Source organism: Mycobacterium sp. SA01, assembly GCF_041287105.1.
Classification (GTDB): Bacteria; Actinomycetota; Actinomycetes; order Mycobacteriales; family Mycobacteriaceae; genus Mycobacterium.
Genome location: NZ_JBGGNO010000018.1, coordinates 172112 through 194362, shown reverse-complemented (window position 1 = coordinate 194362; position 22251 = coordinate 172112). Strand labels below are relative to the sequence as shown.

Sequence of the window (22251 nt, the reverse complement as noted above, 5' to 3'; positions counted from 1 at the left end):
TCACGCCTCTTCGGCGGCAGCAGAACTCAGCGCCTCGGCGAGCACCGGAACCACGAGAGAACGTTGCCACTGCCTGGCCCCGCCGTCGCGCAGGACGGTATCGATGGCCGCGCTGACATCGCCGGCGTCCTGCCAATCCCAGCACAGTCTGCGGACGAGTTCCGGGGACACCAGATTCTCGGTGGGCACCCGCACCCGTTCGGACAACTCGGACAGGCGCGCCCGGGCGGCGTCGAGCCGGGCCGCTGCCTCCGGTTTGCGTTTGGCCCAGCGCACCGCCGGCGGCGGCCCGTTCTGCGGTTCGGCGCTGTCCGGCGGGTCGGGGTTGGTGCGGGCGGACTCCAGCGCCGCGAGCCAGACGTGGGCGCTGCGACGCTGTTTGTGGCCGCCGAAGATCGGCAGTTTGGTCAGTTCCTCGACGGTCTTGGGGTCGGCGACGGCGGCGGCGATGATCGCCGAGTCCGGCAGGATCCGACCCGGAGCGATGTCGCGGCGGCGGGCGATCTGATCGCGCACCGTCCACAGTTCGCGCACCGCTGCCAGGGCCTGGCGGTTGCGGACCTTGTGCAGACCTGAGGTGCGCCGCCACCGGTCACGTCGGGTCGGGCTGGGCTCCGAGCGTCGAAGGTGCTCGAATTCTTCTGCAGCCCAAGCGGATTTGTCCTGCTCGGTGAGCACCTCGTGGATCGCGTCGCGCAAGGCGATCAGCACTTCGACGTCCAGCGCGGCGTAGTTCAGCCACTCGTCGGGCAGCGGACGTTTGGACCAGTCCGCCGCGCCGTGCCCCTTGGCGAGCCCGAGTCCCAGCAGGCGTTGCACCATCGCCGCCAGGTTGACCCGCTCGAAACCGGCAAGCCGGCCGGCCAACTCGGTGTCGTAGAGCGCCGGCGGGCGCATTCCCACCTCGGCCAGGCAGGGCAGATCCTGATCGGCCGCGTGCAGGATCCATTCGTCGTCGGCCAGCACCTCGGCCACCGGCCGCAGCACATCGATCGGACTGCTGCCGTGATTGACCGGGTCGATCAGGACGGTGCCGGCACCGGTGCGGCGAATCTGGATCAGGTAGGCGCGGTTGGAGTACCGGAAACCCGATGCGCGCTCGGCGTCGACGGCGAACGGCCCGGTGCCCTTCGCCAGCTGGTCGGCGGCTCGGGCGATCTCGTCGGCGCTGATCGACAGCGGCGGGACTCCCTCGGCGGGGCTGAGCAGGGGAGTCGCCTCGGGGGCGTCCTCGGCTGCGGCATCGGCCGCCGCGGTCGCGGCATCGGCCGCCGCGGTCGCGGCGTCATCGTCTGGTGTCATGTCAGGCGCGGGAGCGGGAACCTAGGTCCGTCACTCCCACCGGCGGCAGACCCGCGGCGTGTTCGAGGACCTCGCAGAATGCCTGGACATGTGTGTCGAGCGCCATGGTGGTGGCCGTCCATGATGCGCGCATCTCGAGCTGGTGGGCGCGGGGCGGACCGGAGATGTCGCCGTAGCGCACCGAGGTGGTGGCCGTGACGGTGCCGCCGAGCGCGGTGACGTGTTCGGAGCGGCTTTCCAGCGCGTCGACGAGCCAACTCCACGCCACCTCGGGCAGCAGCGGGTCGACAGCCTCGCTGGAGTCCAGGTCGGCCTGGATGTAGGCGACCAGTCGCATGGTGCCGTCCCAGGCTTCGGAGCCGTCGGGATCGTGCAGCAGGATCAGCCGGCCGAATGCATCGCCGTCGGAGGTTTCCGGGACGATCTCGGTGTCGGGGTGTTTGACCTCGGCGCCCAGCGCATAGCTGTACGGCGCGAGACGTTGAGGTGGTCGGATCGGACCGAGTTCGATCTCCGCCCGCACCTGAGCGGTGTTCATCGCCGCCACCGCCTCGCGGAAAAGCGCGGGTTCCGCAGTGGTCACGTCGATTGACGCTAGCCCTATCGTCGGGGCCGGGCGGGCAGGCGCGCCGATTTGGTGCCGTTCCGGCGGGCAGGAGCGGAGCGACCCGGGGATGGGTTGCGGCGGGCAGGAGCGGAGCGACCCGGGGGAGGACTCCGGCGGCTGAGGGCTCGTCAGCCGGGCTGACCGGCCCGTGGCAGCATGGACGCGATGAGTACCCGTCGCCAGCTGCCCGAGGCGCCCTATCTGGCCGCCGCCACTGGCCGCAAACCCAGCCGCATCCCGGTGTGGTTCATGCGCCAGGCCGGCCGATCGCTGCCCGAGTACCGCGAACTGCGCGCCAAGAACACGATGATGCAGGCCTGTTTCGACCCGGCCCTGATCAGCGAGATCACCCTGCAGCCGGTGCGCAGGCACGGGGTGGACGCGGCGATTCTGTTCTCCGACATCGTGGTGCCGATGCGCGCTGCCGGCATCGGTCTGGACATCGTTCCCGACGTCGGCCCGGTGATCGACAACCCGGTCCGGACCGCCGCCGATGTCGCCGCGCTGAAAGGTCTTGAGCTGCAGCGCGTCAGCGCGGTCTCGGACGCGGTGAGCATGCTGGTGGGTGAACTCGGTGAGGTGCCGCTGATCGGCTTCGCCGGCGCCCCGTTCACGTTGGCGTCCTATCTGGTCGAGGGCGGGCCCAGCAAGCTGCACGAGCGGACCAAGGCGATGATGTTCGCCGACCCCTCGACATGGCATGCGTTGATGGGGCTGTTGACCGACCTCACGATCGCCTTCCTGAAGGTGCAGCTCGACGCCGGCGTGGACGCCATCCAGGTGTTCGACTCGTGGGCGGGCACGCTGTCGCTGGCCGACTACCGCACCCATGTGCTGCCGCACAGCTCGCGGGTATTCGCCGCGCTGGCCGACTATCGGGTGCCGATGACGCATTTCGGGGTGGGCACCGCCGAACTGCTGGGCGCGATGGGTGAGGCCGGCGCGACGGTCGTCGGTGTCGACTGGCGCACCTCGCTGGCCGACGCCGCCCTGCGGGTGGGGCCGAAGCTGGCGCTGCAGGGCAACCTGGATCCGGTCGTGCTGCTGGCCGGCTGGCCGGTCGTCGAGCGGGCGGCACGAGCGGTGGTCGACGACGGCAGGCTGGCGGTCGACGCCGGCGCGGCGGGGCACATCTTCAACCTGGGCCACGGCGTACTGCCGCCCACCGATCCGGGCATCCTGACCGATCTTGTCGCGCTGGTGCACTCGTTGTGACAGAGCTCGGAGGGCAGGAGCGCAGCGACCGGAGAATGCTGTGAGGTATTGCGTTGTCGGGGGCGGCATTTCGGGCTTGGTCGCGGCCTATCGGCTACGCACGCTGGCCGGCGCGGACGCCGACATCACGGTATTCGACCCGGCTGACCGTCTCGGTGGCATCCTGCGCACCGAACGGATCGCCGGTCAGCCGATGGACATCGGCGCCGAGGCGTACGTGGTGCGACGCCCCGAGGTGCCGGCACTGCTGACCGAGCTCGGCCTGGCCGGTCGCCAGATCAGCACCACCGGGGTGCGTCCCACCATCTACAGCCAGGGCCGCCTGCATCCGTTGCCTGCCGACACCGTCAACGGCATCCCGACCTCAGCCGCGTCGGTGACCGGCCTGGTCGACGATGCGACGATCGCGAAAATCGCCGCCGAGCCCGCCCGGCCACTGCGCTGGCAGCCGGGCTCCGACCCGGCGGTCGGCGCCGTGGTCGCCGACCGATTCGGCGACCAGGTCGTCGCGCGCTCGGTCGACCCGATGCTGTCCGGCGTCTATTCCGGTTCGGCGGCCACCATCGGTATCCGCTCCGCGGTGCCGACGGTGGCCGCCGCTCTTGACGCCGGCGCCCCCAGCCTCACCGACGCCGGCCGCCGCGCACTGCCGGGCAGCACACAGGGCCCGGTATTCGGCGCCATCGACGGCGGCTACCAGGTGCTGCTCGACGCGCTGGTGCAGTGCAGCAGGCTGAACTGGGTGCAGACGTCGATCCAGCACATTGCGCGCGACGGGACCGGCTGGAGCCTGCGCGATGACGACGGCCGACAGTGGGGTGCCGACGGGGTGATCGTCGCGGTTCCGGCCCCGCGGCTCGCGCCGCTGATGGCCGACGTGGCCCCTGCTGCCGGCGCGGCGGCAGCCCGGATCCCGGTCGCCTCGGCGGCGGTGCTGGCACTGGCCGTCCCTGGTGGGACACCCCTGCCCGCGCAGTCCGGTGTCCTGGTCGCCACCGGAGAACGCTTGCACGCCAAGGCGATCACGCTGTCGACCCGCAAGTGGGGTTCGCGCGGCAACGCCGAGTTGTTGCGGTTGTCGTTCGGTCGTTTCGGTGACGATCTGGCGCGCGCGACGTCGGACACCGAACTGCAGAGCTGGGCGCTGGACGATGTGTCGACGGTGTTCGGGATCTCGGTCGATCCGGTCGATGTGCGGGTGCACCGGTGGCTGGACGCGATGCCGCAATATTCGCCGGGGCATCGCGAGCTGGCCGCGGGGCTGCGCGCCGGGTTGCCGCCCACCCTGGCGATCGCGGGCAACTATCTCGACGGCATCGGGGTGCCGGCCTGTGTCGGCGTGGCCGGCCGTGCGGCGGAGGCTGTGGTGGCCGCCACCATCCGCCGATAGGCGAACCACCGCGTGGCACGATGGGTGCCATGGCCAAACTGGACTTCGACGAGCTCAACGCCACGATCCGTTACGTCATGTTCTCGACCTTCGCGGCGGAACCGGGCGAGTTGGGCTTCGACGAGGAAGCCCGCGCCGCTGTCGCCGACGAGACGGCGACCTTCCTCAAACAGCAGGAGGACAACGGGGTCGTTGTGCGCGGCATCTACGACGTGGCGGGGCTGCGTGCCGACGCCGACTTCATGTTCTGGACGCACGCCGAGCGCATCGAGTCCCTGCAGGCGACCTATAACGACTTCCGCCGCACCACAACCCTGGGCCGGGCCGTCACCCCGGTGTGGAGCGCCGTCGCCCTGCACCGGCCCGCGGAATTCAACAAGAGCCACATACCGGCATTTTTGGCCGGTGAGGAGCCGGGCAATTACGTCTGCGTCTACCCCTTCGTGCGTTCGCTGGACTGGTATCTGCTGCCCGACGAGGACCGCCGCAAGATGCTGGCCGACCACGGCATGGCCGCCCGCAGTTACAAGGACGTGCGCGCCAATACCGTTCCTGCCTTCGCGCTCGGCGATTACGAATGGATTCTGGCGTTCGAAGCTCCTGAGCTGTACCGCATTGTCGACCTGATGCGCGACTTGCGCGCCACTGAAGCCCGTCGGCACGTGCGCGAGGAAGTCCCGTTCTTCACCGGTCCGCGGATCGGCGTTGAGGAATTGGTCGCCAAACTGCCCTAGCAAACGAGCCCGCGTACTGCCCGCTCAGGGGGTTGAAGTTCGCTACGATTGCGTGACCGTGAGTTCTGCACGGCCGACACGATCGGGGGCCCGGGTGACAGGGCTGAGGGCGAGGCGGACGATCGCGTTGATCGTCGGCGTTGCCGCATGCTTTATCGCATTGGCCCTCATCGGACTCCTGAGCGGGTCGCGGTTCTCGCTCGTCACCGCCGTTGACAACCTGATGACCTCGCTCGCCGCCGTTGCGACGGTGGCTACGGCCATCACAGCGCGGACTGGCCGCGGCCGAATGCGAATCGCCTTCGTCGCCATGGCAATTGGGCTCGGTTCGTTCACACTTGGTGCTGTTCTCTGGTTCATCTACCGACTGATCGACTTCGAGAACCCGTTCCCGTCGGTGGCCGACCTGGCGTATCTGGTACTGCCGATCGCCACCGCGATTGCGTTGTTGTTGCTGTCCTCGGGGTTCAGTCGTACCTCGCGGACGAGGTTGGTCCTCGATGCGCTCGTCGTCGCCGGATCCTTCGCCATTGTCGGCTGGGTCGCCGTGCTCGATCAGGTCTGGAAGTCAGATCCGGGCGACCGGATGAACGTGGCGGTCTCGGCCGGTTACCCGGTGCTGGATGCGGCTGTCCTCACCATCGGCGTCCTGGTGGTGGCCCGCGCGCACGGTGGCCAGCGCCGGACTCTGGCGCTGGTGACGGCGGGCATGGCGGGTATCGCGATCTCCGACGGTGCATTCGTCTATCTCACGGCGATACAACAGCCGACGGGTATTGCGCTGATATACCCCGGATGGCTGGTCGGGCTCGTGCTGTTCATCGCCGCCGCCATCAGCGGCCAGGGATTCGTCCATCGCGAAGCCGTTGCTGTGCAACCTGTTTCGTGGACATCGGTCTGGTTGCCCTTTGTGCCGGTAATACTGGCCAGTGCGGCGGTGTTCACCCAATCGCCAGCAGACCTCAAGGCGGGGCCGATACCGGTGATCGGGCTCATGCTGTTGCTCGCGTTCAGCGCTCGCCAGCTGCTGGTGATGAGCGAGAACCGCAGCTTGCTGGCGACGGTCGCAGACCAGGCTCTGCGTGACCCGCTCACCGGCGTCGGCAACCGTATCGTCTTCCGGGACCGACTGAGTCACGCGATGCAGATACGCCAGCGCGACGGACTCTCGATCGGGGTTCTCGTCATGGATCTCGACGATTTCAAGGTCGTCAACGACACCCTGGGCCACCCGGTCGGTGACGAACTGCTCAGCCTGGTCGCCGAACGCATCGTCGCCAGCGTGCGGGCCGGTGACACGGTGGCACGCCTCGGCGGTGACGAGTTCGCGGTGTTGATCGAGGGCCGGGTGGACAAGTCGCAACTGGTGGCCCACCGGGTCGTCGAGGCCTTCGACGAGCCGTTCATCGTCGACGGACAGGATTTGCTGATCCGGCCCAGCATCGGGTTGGCGGTCGCCGAACAGGACGAACCCGATCTGCTGCCCGAGGATCTGCTCAAGCGGGCCGACATCGCCATGTACTCGGCGAAGCGGTCCCGTACCGGCGGCGTGCACCCGTTCAACGCGGAAATGCTGCTGGCTGAGACATCCGACGGCGACGTGTTCGCCAGCGGGCCGATGCCGGCATCCCGCAGCGGCGCCAGTACCGTCCGGTTGCTCGGCGAGCTGCGTCAGGCCATCGATCAATTCGAGCTGACGCTGGTGTACCAGCCGAAGTTCGATTTGAATACCGCGTCGATTATGGGGGTGGAGGCCCTGGTGCGCTGGCCGCATCCCAAGCGTGGCCTGCTCTCGCCCGATGAGTTTCTTCCACTGGTCCGCCGCTATGGGCTGATGGGGTCGATCACGGATCTGGTGGTGAACCAGGCCCTCGATGATGTCGTGCGCTGGCGCGAAGACTCCCTCGAGGTTCCGATCGCGGTCAACATGTTCGCACCGTCGATGGCCGATCTACGCTTGCCCGGCAAGTTCGCCAAGGCGCTGTCCGATCGCGGCCTGAGTCCGTCGCAGTTGACCGTCGAGATCACCGAGGACCTGTTCCTCGATCACATGGAACGCACCAAGACGGTGTTGAATCAGTTGCAGGAGTTCGGGATTCGAATCGCAATTGACGATTTCGGCAGCGGTTATTCGGCGTTGTCCTATATGCGCGACCTCACCGTCGACGAAGTCAAGCTCGACCGCAACTTCATCGCGCCGATCCCTGCCGATCAACGGGCATCCGCAGTGGTGCGGGCAGTCATCAACCTGGCCAATGAACTCGGCCTCACCACGGTCGCCGAAGGAATCGAGACCGCCACCACTGCCGAGTGGTTGCGTGAACACGGCTGCAGCATCGGCCAGGGCTACTACTTCAGCCCGCCACTGACGGCCGACAGGCTGCGCGACATCCTGAAGAAGTGTGACCGCGACGCCACCTGCCGGGCTTCGGGTTGCTCACTGCGATACGGCTCCTGCCACTGGTCAGAGTCCGATGTGCCCCACATCGAGCTGATGCGGTAGGTATGCTGACGCCGGCCGTCATATGGTGCCGGCGGCCACGGGGGAGGGTGCCACGATGCCCAAGGCTTCTCGCGTCGCGGTCGGGGCAGTTGTGGTGTTTGTCGTGTTCGTCGTCGTCATCCTGAGCGGCTGGCTGCATGGCCCGACATTGACCGTCGTCGACGATTTCGCGCTTCTGGCGCTGGCGATCCCGGCGGTCACGTTCTCCGCCCTGGCGGCGCGGTCGCTGTGGGGACGTCGGCGGTTGGCGTGGGCATCGATGACCGTCGGCTTGCTGGGATGGACTGTGGGCGAGGCGATCTGGACCTTCTACGAGGTCCATCTGCATCAGCCGCCATTCCCGTCGATCGCCGACGTGGCGTTCCTGGTGATGCCGGTGGGCGCCTGTGCCGCCCTGCTGCTGCTTCCCGCTGAGGACACCGGCCAGTCGCGAGCACGGTTGTTCCTCGACGGTGTGATCATGGCAGGCTCGCTGTTCCTGGTGAGTTGGGTGACGATCCTGCACCCGCTCTATCAGTCCTACACGTCGGACCAGCTCGGCTTCGTCATCTCGCTGGCATATCCGTTGTCCGACATCATCATCCTCACGGTGGCCGGCGTGGCGCTGGTCAGGTCGAGCGGCCAGCACCGGTTGTCGTTGACCCTGCTTACGGCGGGCCTGGCCTGTTTCGCGCTGGCGGACAGCGGTTTTGCGTATCTCTCGGCGACGGGCTCCTACAGTTCTGGCAGCGTCATCGACATCGGCTGGGCGGCGGGCCTGCTGCTCATCAGCGTTGCGGCGTCCGCGGCCCATGAAAGTAAACGCAAGCGGCGCAACTCGTTCGTACTGCCGGGCTGGGCATCGGTGTGGCTGCCGTACACGCCCTTGTTGGTCGCCGGGGTGGTGGCCGCGGCGCAACCGGTCCCGGATCTGAAATCGCGGCCGGTGCTGATCGTGGCAAGCATTCTGGTGGTGACTGTTCTGGGCCGTCAGTTCCTCGCGGTGAAGGAGAATCGTCTGCTGGTGGCCACGGTCGCCGACCAGGCGCTGCACGACCCACTCACCGGGCTGGCCAATCGCGCGTTGTTCAGCGACCGCCTCGGCCACGCGATGCACCTCCATGAGCGGGACGGTGTTTCGCTCGCGGTCCTGGCGGTGGACCTCAACGAGTTCAAGCTCGTCAACGACCACCTCGGCCATCTGATGGGTGACGACCTGCTGGTGGGCGTCGCGCAGCGGCTGCGTCGCTGCGTCCGGCCGGGTGACACGGTGGCCCGGCTCGGGGGCGACGAGTTCTCGATCCTCGTCGAGGGGGGCAACGACGTCGCAGAGCTGGTCGGCAACCGGGTTGTCGAGGCCTTCGAGGAGCCGTTCGTCCTCAGCGGCCACGAGCTGCTGATGCGCCCGAGTGTCGGACTCGCACTTGCCGAGTCGGGCGAGCCGGATCTGACCGCCGACGAGCTGCTGCACCGGGCCGACACCGCGATGTACTCCGCCAAGCGGTCACGGGCTCGGGTGGTGCAGACGTACTCCCCGGAGATGCAGTTGCTGACCGAAGCGGACGACAAGAGGCTGTTCGGTCCGGCGGCCCCGCCTTCCGGACTGGGGGCGGCCGGGGCGATCCAGTTGCTGGGCAGACTCCGGGTAGCGATCGACGAGGCGGCACTCACTCTGGTCTATCAGCCGAAATTCGATCTGAAGACCGGGCTGATCGTCGGGGTCGAGGCCCTTCTGCGCTGGCCGCAGCCAGACGGCTCCGTATTGGGCCCCGAGTCGTTCCTGCCGCTGGTGCGACGCCACGGGCTCATGGGGTCGGTCACCCAGATGGTCATCGGCCAGGCCCTTGACGACGCAGCGGTCTGGCATCGGGCCGGCGCCGATATTCCGGTGGCGGTCAATCTGTTCGCGCCGTCGATGGCGAACGTCGGGCTGCCTGCCACGATCGCCAAGGCACTTGCCGATCACCACTTGCCGCCGTCGGCCTTGGCGGTGGAGATCACCGAAGAACTCTTCCTGGACAGCACCGAGCGGACCCGTCTTGTCTTGAATGAATTGCGGCGCAGTGGAATTCGAATAGCCATCGATGACTTCGGCAGTGGATACTCGGCGCTGTCTTACTTGCGGGACCTGCCGATCGACGAAGTGAAGTTGGACCGCAGCTTCATTGCACCGATTTCGGCCGACGAACGCGCCGCGGCGGTGGTGCGTGCGGTCGTCGACCTTGCCCATGTGCTGGACCTGTTGGTGGTGGTGGAGGGCGTCGAGGACGCCGAAACCGCGGCGATGGTCAAGGCTTGTGGCTGTGACGTCGGGCAGGGCTTCTACTACAGCCCGCCACTGTCGCCGGACGGATTGCTGGCGGCGGCGAAGCCGTGGCTACACGTGGCTCATCCGATGTCCTGAGGTTCGTTGCCCAAATTGACGGCCATGGTTTGCTACCGTAAGTCCTGAATTCGTCCGATCCTTCGCGACGCTGGGGGCATGTTGGTCGGGGTGCACGGCATTGCCAGGCCGCCCCTTGTCCTGAGCCTCGGTGTAAGCGTCGTGGCTCTTGTAGCCCTGGGGCTCTGGCAATTTCCGAGCGCTTCGGCCGTCACTGCTCTCAAACTGGCGCTGACATTCACCGCCGTGGTGGCTACCGCCGCCGCGGTCCGAACGGCGACCTCGACGGCCGGGCATGTCCGTGCGGCATGGTGGGCGCTGGCAGCGGGCCTCGGTGCCTTTGCCCTCGGAATGGGCATGCGAACCTGGGTGGCGTTGTCCGGTCGCAACATCGCGTTCTTCGCCGGTGCGGACATGGTGCGGGTGGTGCTGCCCGCCGGAGCGTGCGCTGCTCTGCTGTTGTTGGTGCCGACCGGCCTGAGCAGGATGTCGCGTCTGCGGTTTCTGCTCGACGGTGTCGTGGTCGCGAGCTCGCTCGTGCTGATGGTGTGGGCCGGGGCGCTCGACGACATTCACCGCAGTCGCATCGCGGAATCCATACCCCTTACCGCGTCGATGGCCTACCCGATGCTCGACGCGGTGACGATGACGGTTGCCTTGTTGGTATTGCTGGCCGCGCAACCTGATCAGCGCCTGACGATAGGCCTGGTTGCGCTGGCGAGCCTCGTCCTGGCCCTCTCCAACGATGCCATCGTGTATCTCTTTGCAGCGCAGAAGGCTTCACAGATTCCGGTGGTCATGGTCGGCTGGCTCGGCGCCTTGATGCTGTACATCGCAGCAGCCGTCTCGGGACGGTCGCGCACCTACGGCCACGCTGCCCAGGCCACGTTGCCGTCGCGGGCTGCGGTGTTCCTGCCGTTCGTCCCGGTGGCCGCGGCGGCGGTGGTGATGATGTTCACCGAAGTCTCGAAACCTGTGCTGCGAGGACCGTTGATGGTCGCGGGAGCGTTATTGATTGCGGCGTTTCTGGCCAGGCAGCTGATCGTGGTGGGCGAGAACCGAAGTTTGTTCGCGGCAGTCTCGCAGCAGGCACTTCGGGATCCGCTGACAGGTCTGGCAAACCGCGCTGTCTTCCACGACCGGGTCTCTCACGCGATGCAGTTGCGCCAGCGCGACGGAGTATCGGTGGGCATCATGGTGCTCGACGTCGACGAATTCAAGATGGTCAACGACACGTTCGGCCATCACGCCGGCGACGAACTACTCAACCTCGTGGGCTTGCGGATCCTCACCGTCGTCCGGACCGGCGACACCGTGGCCCGCGTCGGCGGTGATGAGTTCGCGGTTCTCATCGAGGGCCGCGAGGACCATTCACACGTCATCGCCCACCGAGTCGCCGAGTCGTTCGACCTCCCGTTCGCCGTGGACGGGCAGGAGCTGATGGTCCGGGCCAGCGTCGGCCTTGCGGTGGCCGACAACGATGATCCGGAAGTCAGTGCAGCGGAGCTGCTGAAGCGGTCGGACATTGCGCTGGACGCGGCCAAGACGTCCCGCGTCGCGGGAGTGCACACGTTCACCGCCGAGATGGAGGCCGACTTCTTCGCCGCCGGCGTCGCGCCGCCTGTACCGCGAAGCGACGCCACCGGCGCCCGTGGCTCTGCGGTCCGGCTGCTCGGTGAGCTGCGGCGAGCGATCGACCAGGGTCAGCTCACTTTGGTCTATCAGCCCAAGCTCGACCTCCGCACGTCTGACATCGTTGCGGCCGAGGCGTTGGTGCGCTGGCCGCATCCCGAGCGCGGGGTGCTCAGTCCTGATGCGTTCCTGCCACTGGTTCGTCGGCATGGGCTGATGGGAGCCGTCACCGACCATGTGGTGAGGCGAGCCCTTGACGACGCTCGGCTCTGGCACGATGCGGGGTTCGCCATTCCGGTCGCGGTGAACGTGTCCGCGCCGTCGCTGGGCACCACCCGGCTGGCCACCACCGTGTCAGATGCGCTGCGAGACCGTGGACTTGCCGCGTCCGCTCTGATCGTCGAGATCACCGAGGATGTGGTGTTGGAGGGCCTGGAGCACGCCACCCGCGTCTTGCGCGACCTTCGCGCCAAGGGGGTCCAGATCGCCGTCGATGACTTCGGCAGTGGCTACTCGGCACTGTCGTATCTACGCGATCTGCCCATCGATCATGTCAAACTGGACCGTCGCTTCATCGCGCCGATAACGTCGGATCCCCGTGCGGCAGTGGTCGTTCGGGCGGTGATCAACCTCGCTCACGAACTGGGACTGGCCACCGTCGCGGAAGGGATCGAGGACGCCGAAACGCTGGCGCAGTTACGCGAATACAGGTGCGATGTCGGGCAGGGCTACTACTTCAGCCCGCCGGTGCCGTTCGAACGGCTGCTCGCGATGCTCGCTAATCCTCCGTGGGCACCAGTGTCAGCGAAATCGAATTGATGCAGTAGCGCTGGTCGGTCGGGGTCGGGTAGCCCTCACCGCTGAACACGTGACCGAGGTGGCTGTGGCAGTTCGCGCACAGGACTTCCACCCGGTGCATTCCGAGGGTGTCGTCCGGACGCAAGATGACGGCTTCGGAATGCGACGGGTCGAAGAACGACGGCCAGCCGCAATGCGATTCGAATTTCTCGGTGCTGCGGAACAATTCGGTGCCGCAGGCCCGGCAGGCGTAGATGCCTTCGGTCTTGGTGTCGGTGTACTCGCCGGTGAACGGACGCTCGGTGCCGGCCTCGCGGAGCACGGCGTATTCAGCCGGGTTCAGCCGCTTGCGCCACTCGTCGTCGGTCAGTTCCAGCTTCGGGGCGGGAATGGAACTCATGCGTTCACGGTACCCGCGGCGTCGGCCCGGGGTTCGCGCATCCACGGCGGATCGATACCGTCGGCCAGCCGGTTCTCTGCCTTGGCGTCGGCGTAGCGGAAGTACAGCACGCAGAACACGACGATCAGCATCAGCGACCAGCCGTAGGTGATCTTCATGTACTCCAGGAAGCGCCCCGTCGTCGGCCAGCGCCACATCAGCCAGCGGTCCATCGTCAGGAACCCGTAGGTGGCCAGCCAGGCCGGCCAGTTGCGCACCACCGAATTCGGCAGGACGACCGTCATCAGGAACGGGAACAGCATCATCGAGTAGTAGCCCTGGGCCAGTGACAGCACCAGCCAGGAGGCGATCAGCAGCACACCCGACGAGGTGAGCATCCAAAACAGCGGGTCGCGTTCGCGGTAGTAGCGGTGCAGCAGCCACAGGCTGGCCACCGCCAGCGCCAGGAACAGCAGCCGCAGCACCACGATCAGCCACATCGGCAGGCCGTAGTACACGCCGTTGCCCAGCACTGAGCTGTTGAAGTAGTCGCGCGTCGAGAGGATGTAGGGCAGGGTGCGCCGCACGAAATTCATCGGGTCGGCCACCAGCGGCCACGCCGCGACGTTGAACACCAGCGGCACCACGAACGCGGCCACGAGCACCCGCCACTGCCGGTTGAGCAGCGGCAGCAGGAGCAGCACGGCGAGCACCGGCTTGACCACCAGCGACAACCCGATCACCACACCCGCCAGCCACTGATGGTTGACCTTGCCGTCGAGCATCCAGCGGAAGAACAACACCTCGCAGAGCAGGATGCAGCCGTTGACGTTGGTGAACACCAGCGTGTTGGTCACCGACTCGGTGCAGAACATGGCCAGCAGCAGCGCGGGCAGCGCCACCGAGGACAGCGGGAACCTGAACAGCCGAACCAGCAGGCAGGCCGCGATGATCATCGCCAGGGTGTTGAAGAACACGAACCAGTTGTGCGAGGCGAACACCGGAAGATAGCCGAACGGTGCCATCAGCAGGGTGCCGCCCGGCGGGTACAGGTAGTGCGGGTCGACGTAGTCGAAGTGCTCGTTGTAGATGTCCAGGCCGCGCCGGAAATTCGACACCGCGCGGTACACCGGGCCGAAGTCGTCGGTGATGTAGCCGTTGGACGACAGCACGTAGCTGCGGTGGATGATCGACATGATCGCGATCGGCCACAGCACCGAACGCAGGACCGCTGCGGTGGTGGGTGGGCTGGTCCGGGGGCGAAATGCGGCCAGCAGGCCGGATCGCGATGAGTCAGCTAGCGCCACGGTCGCACCGTACACCGGCCGGACGGGTCAGATGCTCAGGCGGGGCAGTAGGTGTCGGTGGGCGGCATGTTCCCGCTGTCCAGATAGCTCATCATGGGCGGCAGCGCGCAGGCCGTGTAAATGCTGGCGCCGTGCCCGATGCCCTGCCACATCACCCGCTTGCTGGCCGCGCCGGCGTTGATGATGGTGGCCGAAGACGCGGGCACCCCTTGGTTGCCGGCGATCGGATCGTTCTGCACACCCAGCAGCAGCACGTTGACCTTCAGGTCCTTGGGTTCTTTGGGGGCGGCGCCGCTCGGCCAGTTCAGGCACTTCACCAGATCGAGTGCGCCGACGGTGCCGAATTGCGGGTAGAGCTTGCCCCACTGGACGACGAGTTCACGCACCCGGTCCGGCGTCGGGCGGTTCAGGGCGTCGCTGCAGGAGTTGATGAACTGGCCGTCGCTGTCGCGCATCGCCTCGGCCCGGTTGATCAGACTGTTCAGCTGGTTGGCGTCACCGCCGCGGGCGGCGGCGAGGGCGTTGGCCAGGCTCACGGTGCTGCCGATGCGGTCCCCGCTCGGGTAGCCGAGCGCGGTGACGATCGCGTTGGCCAGTACCGCCACCGACACCCCGCCGGGGCCGCGGCCCGCCCTGGCCGCCGCCAGCAGCGAGTCGACGGCGCCCTTCGGGTCGGGCCCGAGCGCGCAGTTGACCGCCACGCACTGCTGGGCGAACGCGTCGAGGGCGGCCTGCTGACCTTTGACCTGTTCCTCGGCCGCGGCTTCGGCGTTGACGCCGGGCGGCACGGGGGAGTCGAGCACCAGCCGGGCCACCTTGTCGGGGTGGGAACCCGCGTAGGCCAGGGCGATCTGCGCGCCGTTGCCGACACCGATCAGCGCCAGCGCAGGCACGTCCCAGGTGCTGCGCAGCCGTTCGAGATCCTCGGCGGCGCGGGCGTTGTCGTAGGCGGAGTCGCCGGGCGCGATGGTGTCGGTGCAGCTCGTCGTCGCGGTCATGGTGATCGCGCCGAGGTTGGCGACCGGGTCGTCGCCGGACTCGAACTGCGCCTGGTCGCGCATCTCTTGGCGGTCGAACGAGTCGCGGCAGTCCACCGGGCTGGACATGCCGATGCCGCGGCGGTCCACGGAGACGATGGGATGGCTCTTGAGGACGTCGGCGCCGGACCGGGACAGCCACACCGGCAGCTGCATCGACGACGGGATGTCGGTTCCGGTGGTGAACACCAGCGGCCCGGCGTCGGGTGGGGTCTGCACCGAGCGGGCGCGCACCACACCGATGCTCACCGTGCCGGTGGCCCCGGCGATCGGGTCGAGGTCGGCGTCATAGCTTGCGCACTCGAGGATCACGCCGGGCGCGGGCGGGGTCCCCGCGTCACCGAACACCTTCGATGTGCAGTCTTTCCAGCCCAGGTCGTTCTTGGGTGCTGCGATGGCCGGCGGTCCGCCGGCGGGATTGGTGGTGGTCGGGCCCGTCGGGTTGTGCGCCTTGTCGCTGGCGAACTGCGGGTTGGCGGCCAGCCACGGGGCACATCCGGACAGCAGAACAGTCAGCGCCGCGGTGCCGAGGCTGACGATGGCCTGGGAGGCCCAGACCCGACGATCGCGCATGCCCACCACCCTAGCGACACCGCCGGTGCGGACTGCTCAGCCGACGCGCGTGTAGCGCCCGTAGAGATAGCCCTCGACGTCCGACATCAGGTGCGTGCGGCGCAGCGGGGTCAGCACCTGACCGGAGCCGCCCACGATCCGCGGTGCCTCGCCGCCGACCAGCATCGGGGCGGTCGTCAGGCACAGCTCGTCGAGCAGGCCGTGGTCGATGAACGTGCCCAACAGCGTGGGTCCGCCTTCGCAGAGCACCCGGCGCAATCCACGCTCGGCCAGCGCGGCAAGCGCGACGGCCGGGTCCACCTCGGCCGGGTCGTCGCCCGAGCAGGCGATCACCTCCGCCGCGCCGCCCAGCCGGGTGCCGGTGTCCGCCGCGACGTCGGCACAGGTGAGCACCAGGGGGGTCACCTCGGTGCGGGTCAGCACCGGCCAGTCGTTGTCGACTCGGCCGGAGCGGGTGACCAGCGCGATCGGCGGGACCTCGCCCTGGCCGCGGTGCTGCCGGTTGCCGCGCTGCGCGACGGTCATCTGGGCACCCGAGTAGCCCTCGCCATGCGCGGTGCCCGCACCGACGACGATGACGTCGGCCAGTTCGCGCAGCACCCGGAACAGTCGCCGGTCACCGGCGCCGCCAAGCCCTCCCGAGGTGCCCTCGGTGGCGGCGCCGCCGTCGAGACTGGCGATCATGTTGCCGCGGACCACGCACCTCTGCGCGACAGCAGGGTAGGCGTAGAGCTCGTAGAGCCGGTCGTCATCGACGACGTCGACGGCGCCACCCAGCAGTGTGAAGTACGTCCCATCCGGGTCGTTCGAGCTCGGGTCGGCCATGGGAACGATTGCAGCACGTCGATAGGGTTTGTGTCATGGACCGCCTCGTCGACCGGCACCCGACGGTGTCCCCGGATCGGCTTATCGCCCAACTCGTCCCGCCGCCCACGTTCGCGGGTGCCAGCTTCACGACCTATCGGCCCGACCCCGGCGAGCCCACTCAGGCCGCGGCAGTGGACGCCTGCCAGGCGTTCTGCGACGAGGCCCTTCGTCGGCGGGCAGGAAAGAAGAAGCTGTTCGGTAAGCGCGACACCGTGCCCGGCACCGGTATCTATCTCGACGGCGGCTTCGGCGTGGGCAAGACCCATCTGCTGGCGTCGTCGTATCGGCAACTGCCCGACTCGGCCGGGCATCCCAAGGCGTTCGCCACCTTCGGGGAGCTGACCCAGCTTGCCGGGGTGTTCGGGTTCGTCGAGTGCATCGATCTGCTCGCCGACTATGTGGTCGTGTGCATCGACGAGTTCGAACTCGACGACCCGGGCAACACCACCCTGATTTCGCGGCTACTGTCTCAGCTCGTGGAGCGCGGCGTCTCGATCGCCGCGACGTCCAACACGTTGCCCGAGCAACTCGGTGAGGGGCGCTTTGCCGCCCAGGATTTCCTGCGCGAAATCAACACGCTGGCAAGCATTTTCACTACGGTTCGGATCGAAGGCCCGGACTACCGGCACCGCGGCCTGCCGCCGGCGCCGGACCCGCTCACCGACGAGGTGGTGGCGGCCAGGGCGGCCGCGCAGCCCGGCGCGACCCTCGACGATTTCGATGCACTGTGCGCGCATCTGGCGACCATGCACCCGTCGCGCTATCTCACTCTGGTCGAAGGGGTTGCGTGCGTGTACATCACCGGCGTCCACCCGATCGACGACCAGAATGTGGCGTTGCGACTGGTGGCTCTCACCGACCGGCTCTATGACGCGGGCATCCCGGTGGTGGCCTCCGGCGCCAAACTCGACACCATTTTCTCCGACGAGATGCTGGCAGGCGGGTACCGCAAGAAATACCTTCGCGCGACGTCCCGACTGCTGGCCCTGACGAGTCCGGGCGGGCTCTAAAGCCGGCGTCAGTCGCCGGGTTCGGCTGCAGGCCGGATCTTGGCGAGTTCGGCCAGGCCGCTCACCGTCAGCACCCGCATCAGTAGCGGGTTTGCGATGATCTGTAGCGATTCGGCGTGGGGGACAAGGGCATTGATAGCGGCACTGTCCAGATAGTCCACCGCGGTCAGATCCACGTTGAGGTCGCTGCCACCGTCGACCGCGGCATTGAGCGCCTCGGCGAAGTCGGCCACGTTACTGGCGTCGATCTCGCCGGAAGCCCGCAGCACCAGCTGGCCGTCGGCGGCTCGTTCGACGTGAACTGTCAGCGGGGTGCTCATCGGCGGATCCTGGTCGACAGGCGCACGACGGTGCCGCTTTCGTCGGGGAGGATCGAGACATCCTCCATCAACGCTTCCATGATCTGGATGCCACGGCCACGGTGGGTGTAACCGGTCTCCTTCGGCTTCCACGAGCCGGCGTCGGAGATGGTCAGGCGCAGAAGATCGACTTCGGAGGTGGCCTGCAGGGTGATCGTGCCGCCCGCGCCGTGGCGGTACCCGTGCTCGATGGCGTTCGTGACGGCCTCGCCGGCGGCGACGAGGACGTCCTGCGCCTGGTCGTGGTCGATCCCGGCCGACGTCAACCAGTCCCGCAGAGCAGCGCGGGCCGGTGCCAGGTGCAGCGGGTCGGCGGGGATCGTCACTTCCAGTGGTTTCGGGTGTCGGTAGATCAGCAAGGCGACGTCATCCTGGTATCCGCCTGGCGGTGCCAGGCTTGTCATTATCTGGTCGGCCAATGGGTCGAGGTCGAGGGCGCTGTCGTCGCGAATAAGGTTGGCGGCCTGCTCTATTCCGTCGTCGAGCGAGCGACGCCTGCGCTCGACCAGGCCGTCGGTGTACAGCAGCAGGGTGGCCTGCGGGGGCAGGGTCACCGCGGTCTGGGGGCGTTCCCGGTCAGGTCGGATACCCAGCGCGACGGAGTGGCCGCCCTCGAGCAGCGTGGTGGAGCCATCCGGACACACCAGGATCGGTGGTGGGTGGCCGGCACTGGAGTACACCAGCTCACCTGTGGCGGGATTCAGGATCGCGCAGAAGGCGGTGGTGGACCGCGCGCCGGGAAGTCGCGCGGCGAAACGGTCCAGTCCGGCCAAAGCTGCTGCTGGGCTTGATCTTTCGAGCAGTAGTGCGCGACAGGCGCTGCGCAGCTGTCCCATGACCGTCGCTGCGCTCAGATCGTGTCCGACGCAGTCGCCGACGACCAGGGCGATCCGGCTGTCGTCGAGCGCGATCACGTCATACCAGTCGCCACCCACCTGCAGCGGGTGGGACGCCGGCTGGTAGCGCACCGCGAATCCAGCAGGCAGATCGTCCGGACCCAGGATCGAATGTTGCAGTGCCAGTGCGGTTTCCCGCTGCTGGTCAAGTTGGTGGACGCGCTGCAAACCCTGTCCGAGGCGGCCGCTGAGCACGGTCAGTAGCGTCATGTCTTCAGGGGTGAACGGTCTTTCCGCGGGGAGTTCGATCCAGATGACCAGGGTGCCGCGCGGATGTTGCAGTGCGATGCCGGCCGACCCGGCGATGCTGGTGTCGGGCGTGAGCAAGTTGCCGCTGCTGCCGAGTTCGATGATGTGCTCTCGGGCCTCCGGTGCCAGGGCAGCCCACTGTGCCTCATCGGCGTCACCGGCGAAATCGGGATGTCCCGATCTCGGCCCGGTCGCGCCGCCGCCACCCGGGAACATCGCCGCCAGCACTCGCCGGGCCGACCACTGCCCGCGGACTTGCTCCAACGCCCCATGCAGTGCGTCATCCACCGCATCTGCCTGTGCCAGTTGCTGATTCAGTGTGGCAAGGGCGGTCTGACGTTGAACGCTGTAGTGCTCGGCGGTGACGTCTCGGAATGTGCCGACCATGACGCTGCGGCCCGTCGCCGGGTCCTGGGCGTGCGCGATGTTGGCGGTGATCCAGACCCGATGCCCGTCCCGGTGATTGACCGGCACGGTGTAGCTGCCGTGCGGTTGATCGGGGATGGCGGCGAACGCATCCACGATCTGCGCATTGGCCTCAGGCTGGGTTTCGGCGTCCGGCCACCACGGGTGGACCGGGTCGTAGGGCAGGTCCTCGGGCCCGTAGCCAAGAATGTCGGTGAAGGCCTTGTTCATCTCGATGACGGCACCTACTTCGTCGCAGACGAAGAACGCCTCCTGCAGGGACTCGACCAGCGCGGTCCGCCACCGGAGGTGGTGGCTGCGAAGCTTGGCCAGCTCGATGTTCGCCCGCACGCGGGCCAGTAGCTCGGCGGCGACGAACGGCTTCACCAGATAGTCATCGGCGCCCGCCTGCAGGCCTTCGATCGAGGCCTCCTGACCGGCGCGCGCCGACAGCAGCAGGACGGGCACCGCCACGGTGTGCGGGTCATTGCGCAGGGCGGCCACCAAAGCCAGGCCGTCGAGGCGGGGCATCATCACGTCGCTGACCACGAGATCCGGTCGGTCGGCTCGGATGCGGTTCAGCGCCTGCTGGCCATCGGAGACCTCCTCGACCTGGTATCCGGCGCCGCGCAGCAGCCGGACCAGGTACTCACGCATGTCGGCGTTGTCGTCGGCAACCAGCACACGGCTCGGTGACTCGACGGCCGACGGTGGGTTGGGCACGGCGGTCAGGGCGCCGGTGCCGCTGTCGGGCAGCCAGCGCAATGCCTCTTGCACGTACGGCTCGGCGATGTTCGACGACCGGTTGGTGCCCGCCGGGCTGAGCGCCTCAGCGGGAAGATGCCCGGATCCGATCGGCAGCCGGATGGTGAAGGTGGTGCCGGCGTCCTCGACGCTGTCGGCAGTGATGGTGCCGCCGTGCAGGCTGACGAGTTCCTTCACCAGGGCCAGGCCGATGCCGCTGCCCTCGGTGGACCTGGCGCGGGCGCTCTCGATCCGGTGGAACCGCTCGAACAGGCGCGGCATCTCGGCGGCGGGCACGCCGATGCCGGTGTCGGCGACGGTCACCACGGCCTCGTCGCCGTCGTGGGTGACCCGGACCGTGATCGATCCGGCGAAGGTGTATTTCAGCGCGTTGGACAGCAGGTTGAGGATGACCTTTTCCCACATGTCGCGATCCAGGTACACCGGCTCGGCCAGGGGACGGCAGTCGACGATCAGCTCGAGATCGGCACGATCGATGGCCGAACGGAACACGCTGGCCAGTTCGGCGGTCACCTGGGCCAGGTCGACCGGCTCGTAATGGGCCTGGACCCGGTTGGCTTCTATCCGGGAGAAGTCCAGCAGGGTGTTGACGAGTTTGGCCAGCCGCAGGCCGTTGCGCTGGATCACGTCGAGTTCCTGCTGAGCACGTTCATCCAGGCCGGCGTGGGCCCGCAGCTCGCCGACCGGGCCCAGGATCAGCGTGATCGGGGTGCGGAACTCGTGGCTGATGTTGGAGAAGAACGTCGTCTTGGCGCGGTCCAACTGGGCCAGTGCGTCAGCCCGCCGCTGCTGCTCGCTGTAGCTGCGGGCGCTGGAGACGCCGGTCGCGATGTGCCCGGCGACCAGATCGATGAATCCGCGGTACTCGTCGTCGAGCGGCCGGTAGCGGTTCAGCGCCGCGACCAGGAAGCCGGACGGGACGCCGCCCTGGGCCAGCAGCGGCGTCACCAGCGCCTGGCTCGGCGGTTTGGGCCATTCACCGGCGGGCAGATCGGTGAACGCCGGACCGACGAGGTCGACGACCACCGATTCGCCGCAGGCGGGCTGGTCGACTGGCCAGATGCCTGAACCGCCGCGGGTCAGTGCCGCCGGGGCCGCAGCATGACCGGCGGCAATTCCGCTGGCTCCGGCGAGGTGGGCGGTCCCGTCATCATCGAACAGATACGTGAGAGTGAACGGCAGATCGAGGGTGTTGCGGTCGAGTTGGCGGCCCGCGAACGCCAGCATCTCCGACTCGGTGCGCACCACCGACGGGTCCGATCCGAGGTGCCGCAGCGTGGCCATCCGCCGTTCGCCGATCACCCGGTCGGTGTCCTCACTGACAACGCACAGCACGCCGACCACGTGGCCCGCGTCGTCACGCAGGGGGCTATAGGAGAACGTGTGGTAGGTCTCTTCGGGGTAGCCCGACCGCTCGAGGAACAGCATGAGCGCCTCGTCCCAGGTGGCTTCGCCGGTCGCCAGGACCCGGTCGATGCGCGGGCCGATATCGTCCCAGATCTCGGCCCAGACCTCACTGAGGGGGCGGCCCAGCGCCCACGGATATTTGCGGCCGAGCGTGTCGCGACGGTAGGCGTCGTTGCAGAAGAACGTGAGATCGGCGCCCCAGGCCATCCACATGGAGAACCGGGAGGACAGCACGATGCTGACGGCGGTCCGCAGGCTCTGCGGCCAGTCGGCGGACGGTCCTAGCGGGGTTGACGCCCAATCGACTTCGGCGAGGTCGTGACCGACTTGATCGTCGGGGCCGGAAGCTGATCCAACGTCCACCAAACGTCCTTTCGGCTAGATCCGGCCTGGTGTGATCAGCCAACGGGTTCACCTTACGGCCCCGTCGTCAAACCAGCGGGTTAGTTGACCA

Annotated in this window: 15 protein-coding genes; 7 read left to right on the top strand and 8 right to left on the bottom strand. The window is 67.6% G+C overall.

What is annotated here, in order from left to right:
- Together AB4879_RS13940 and AB4879_RS13935 are read right to left on the bottom strand one after the other, a co-directional pair.
- Positions 1 to 1302, bottom strand: coding sequence for an HRDC domain-containing protein (locus AB4879_RS13940; RefSeq protein WP_370508054.1), 1302 nt, complete (start codon positions 1300 to 1302; stop codon positions 1 to 3).
- Position 1303: 1 nt separating this feature from the next.
- Positions 1304 to 1936, bottom strand: a complete 633-nt coding sequence (locus tag AB4879_RS13935; RefSeq protein ID WP_370508318.1) for a DUF3000 domain-containing protein — start codon at positions 1934 to 1936, stop codon at positions 1304 to 1306.
- 138 nt (positions 1937 to 2074) lie between these two features.
- Here AB4879_RS13935 and hemE point away from each other — a divergent pair, with 138 nt between their 5' ends.
- From hemE to AB4879_RS13905, 6 genes are all read left to right on the top strand, one after another.
- Positions 2075 to 3124: a uroporphyrinogen decarboxylase gene (gene hemE / locus AB4879_RS13930; RefSeq protein ID WP_370508053.1), complete on the top strand. Its 1050-nt coding sequence runs from the start codon at positions 2075 to 2077 to the stop codon at positions 3122 to 3124.
- A gap of 40 nt (positions 3125 to 3164) precedes the next feature.
- Entirely contained in the window at positions 3165 to 4514 is a 1350-nt protein-coding gene (locus AB4879_RS13925; protein WP_370508052.1) for a protoporphyrinogen oxidase, read from the top strand.
- A gap of 29 nt (positions 4515 to 4543) precedes the next feature.
- Positions 4544 to 5248: a hydrogen peroxide-dependent heme synthase gene (gene hemQ / locus AB4879_RS13920; RefSeq protein WP_036338513.1), complete on the top strand. Its 705-nt coding sequence runs from the start codon at positions 4544 to 4546 to the stop codon at positions 5246 to 5248.
- Positions 5249 to 5558: 310 nt separating this feature from the next.
- On the top strand, positions 5559 to 7751 hold the full coding sequence (locus tag AB4879_RS13915) for a putative bifunctional diguanylate cyclase/phosphodiesterase (RefSeq protein ID WP_370508051.1): 2193 nt from the start codon (positions 5559 to 5561) through the stop codon (positions 7749 to 7751).
- 55 nt (positions 7752 to 7806) lie between these two features.
- Entirely contained in the window at positions 7807 to 10134 is a 2328-nt protein-coding gene (locus AB4879_RS13910; protein ID WP_370508050.1) for a putative bifunctional diguanylate cyclase/phosphodiesterase, read from the top strand.
- A 141-nt stretch (positions 10135 to 10275) separates the two neighbouring features.
- Positions 10276 to 12564: a putative bifunctional diguanylate cyclase/phosphodiesterase gene (locus AB4879_RS13905; RefSeq protein WP_370508049.1), complete on the top strand. Its 2289-nt coding sequence runs from the start codon at positions 10276 to 10278 to the stop codon at positions 12562 to 12564.
- Here the strand turns inward: AB4879_RS13905 and msrB are convergent.
- From msrB to AB4879_RS13885, 4 genes are read right to left on the bottom strand one after another with little or no spacing between them, the layout of a single operon-like run.
- Positions 12524 to 12934 carry a peptide-methionine (R)-S-oxide reductase MsrB gene (gene msrB / locus AB4879_RS13900; RefSeq protein WP_370508317.1) on the bottom strand — a complete coding sequence of 137 codons (411 nt, stop codon included), beginning with the start codon at positions 12932 to 12934 and terminating at the stop codon, positions 12524 to 12526. The two genes, AB4879_RS13905 and msrB, sit on opposite strands and share 41 nt — an antisense overlap.
- Before the next feature lie 5 nt (positions 12935 to 12939).
- On the bottom strand, positions 12940 to 14244 hold the full coding sequence (gene aftC / locus AB4879_RS13895; protein WP_370508048.1) for an arabinofuranan 3-O-arabinosyltransferase: 1305 nt from the start codon (positions 14242 to 14244) through the stop codon (positions 12940 to 12942).
- 20 nt (positions 14245 to 14264) lie between these two features.
- Positions 14265 to 15839, bottom strand: a complete 1575-nt coding sequence (locus AB4879_RS13890; protein WP_370508047.1) for an alpha/beta fold hydrolase — start codon at positions 15837 to 15839, stop codon at positions 14265 to 14267.
- A gap of 36 nt (positions 15840 to 15875) precedes the next feature.
- Positions 15876 to 16664, bottom strand: a complete 789-nt coding sequence (locus tag AB4879_RS13885; RefSeq protein WP_370508046.1) for a pyrimidine reductase family protein — start codon at positions 16662 to 16664, stop codon at positions 15876 to 15878.
- A gap of 35 nt (positions 16665 to 16699) precedes the next feature.
- Between AB4879_RS13885 and zapE the strand changes: the two genes are divergently transcribed.
- A complete protein-coding gene (gene zapE / locus AB4879_RS13880) occupies positions 16700 to 17716 on the top strand; it encodes a cell division protein ZapE (protein WP_370508045.1) in 1017 nt (338 codons plus the stop codon).
- An 8-nt stretch (positions 17717 to 17724) separates the two neighbouring features.
- Here zapE and AB4879_RS13875 read toward each other — a convergent pair whose 3' ends face one another.
- Both AB4879_RS13875 and AB4879_RS13870 read right to left on the bottom strand, forming a co-directional pair.
- Positions 17725 to 18036, bottom strand: coding sequence for an STAS domain-containing protein (locus tag AB4879_RS13875; RefSeq protein ID WP_370508044.1), 312 nt, complete (start codon positions 18034 to 18036; stop codon positions 17725 to 17727).
- The gene (locus AB4879_RS13870) at positions 18033 to 22160 is read right to left on the bottom strand and encodes a SpoIIE family protein phosphatase (protein WP_370508043.1); all 4128 of its coding nucleotides are present in this window, start codon (positions 22158 to 22160) and stop codon (positions 18033 to 18035) included. Before AB4879_RS13870 ends, AB4879_RS13875 begins: the two co-directional genes overlap by 4 nt.
- Positions 22161 to 22251 lie beyond the last annotated feature (91 nt).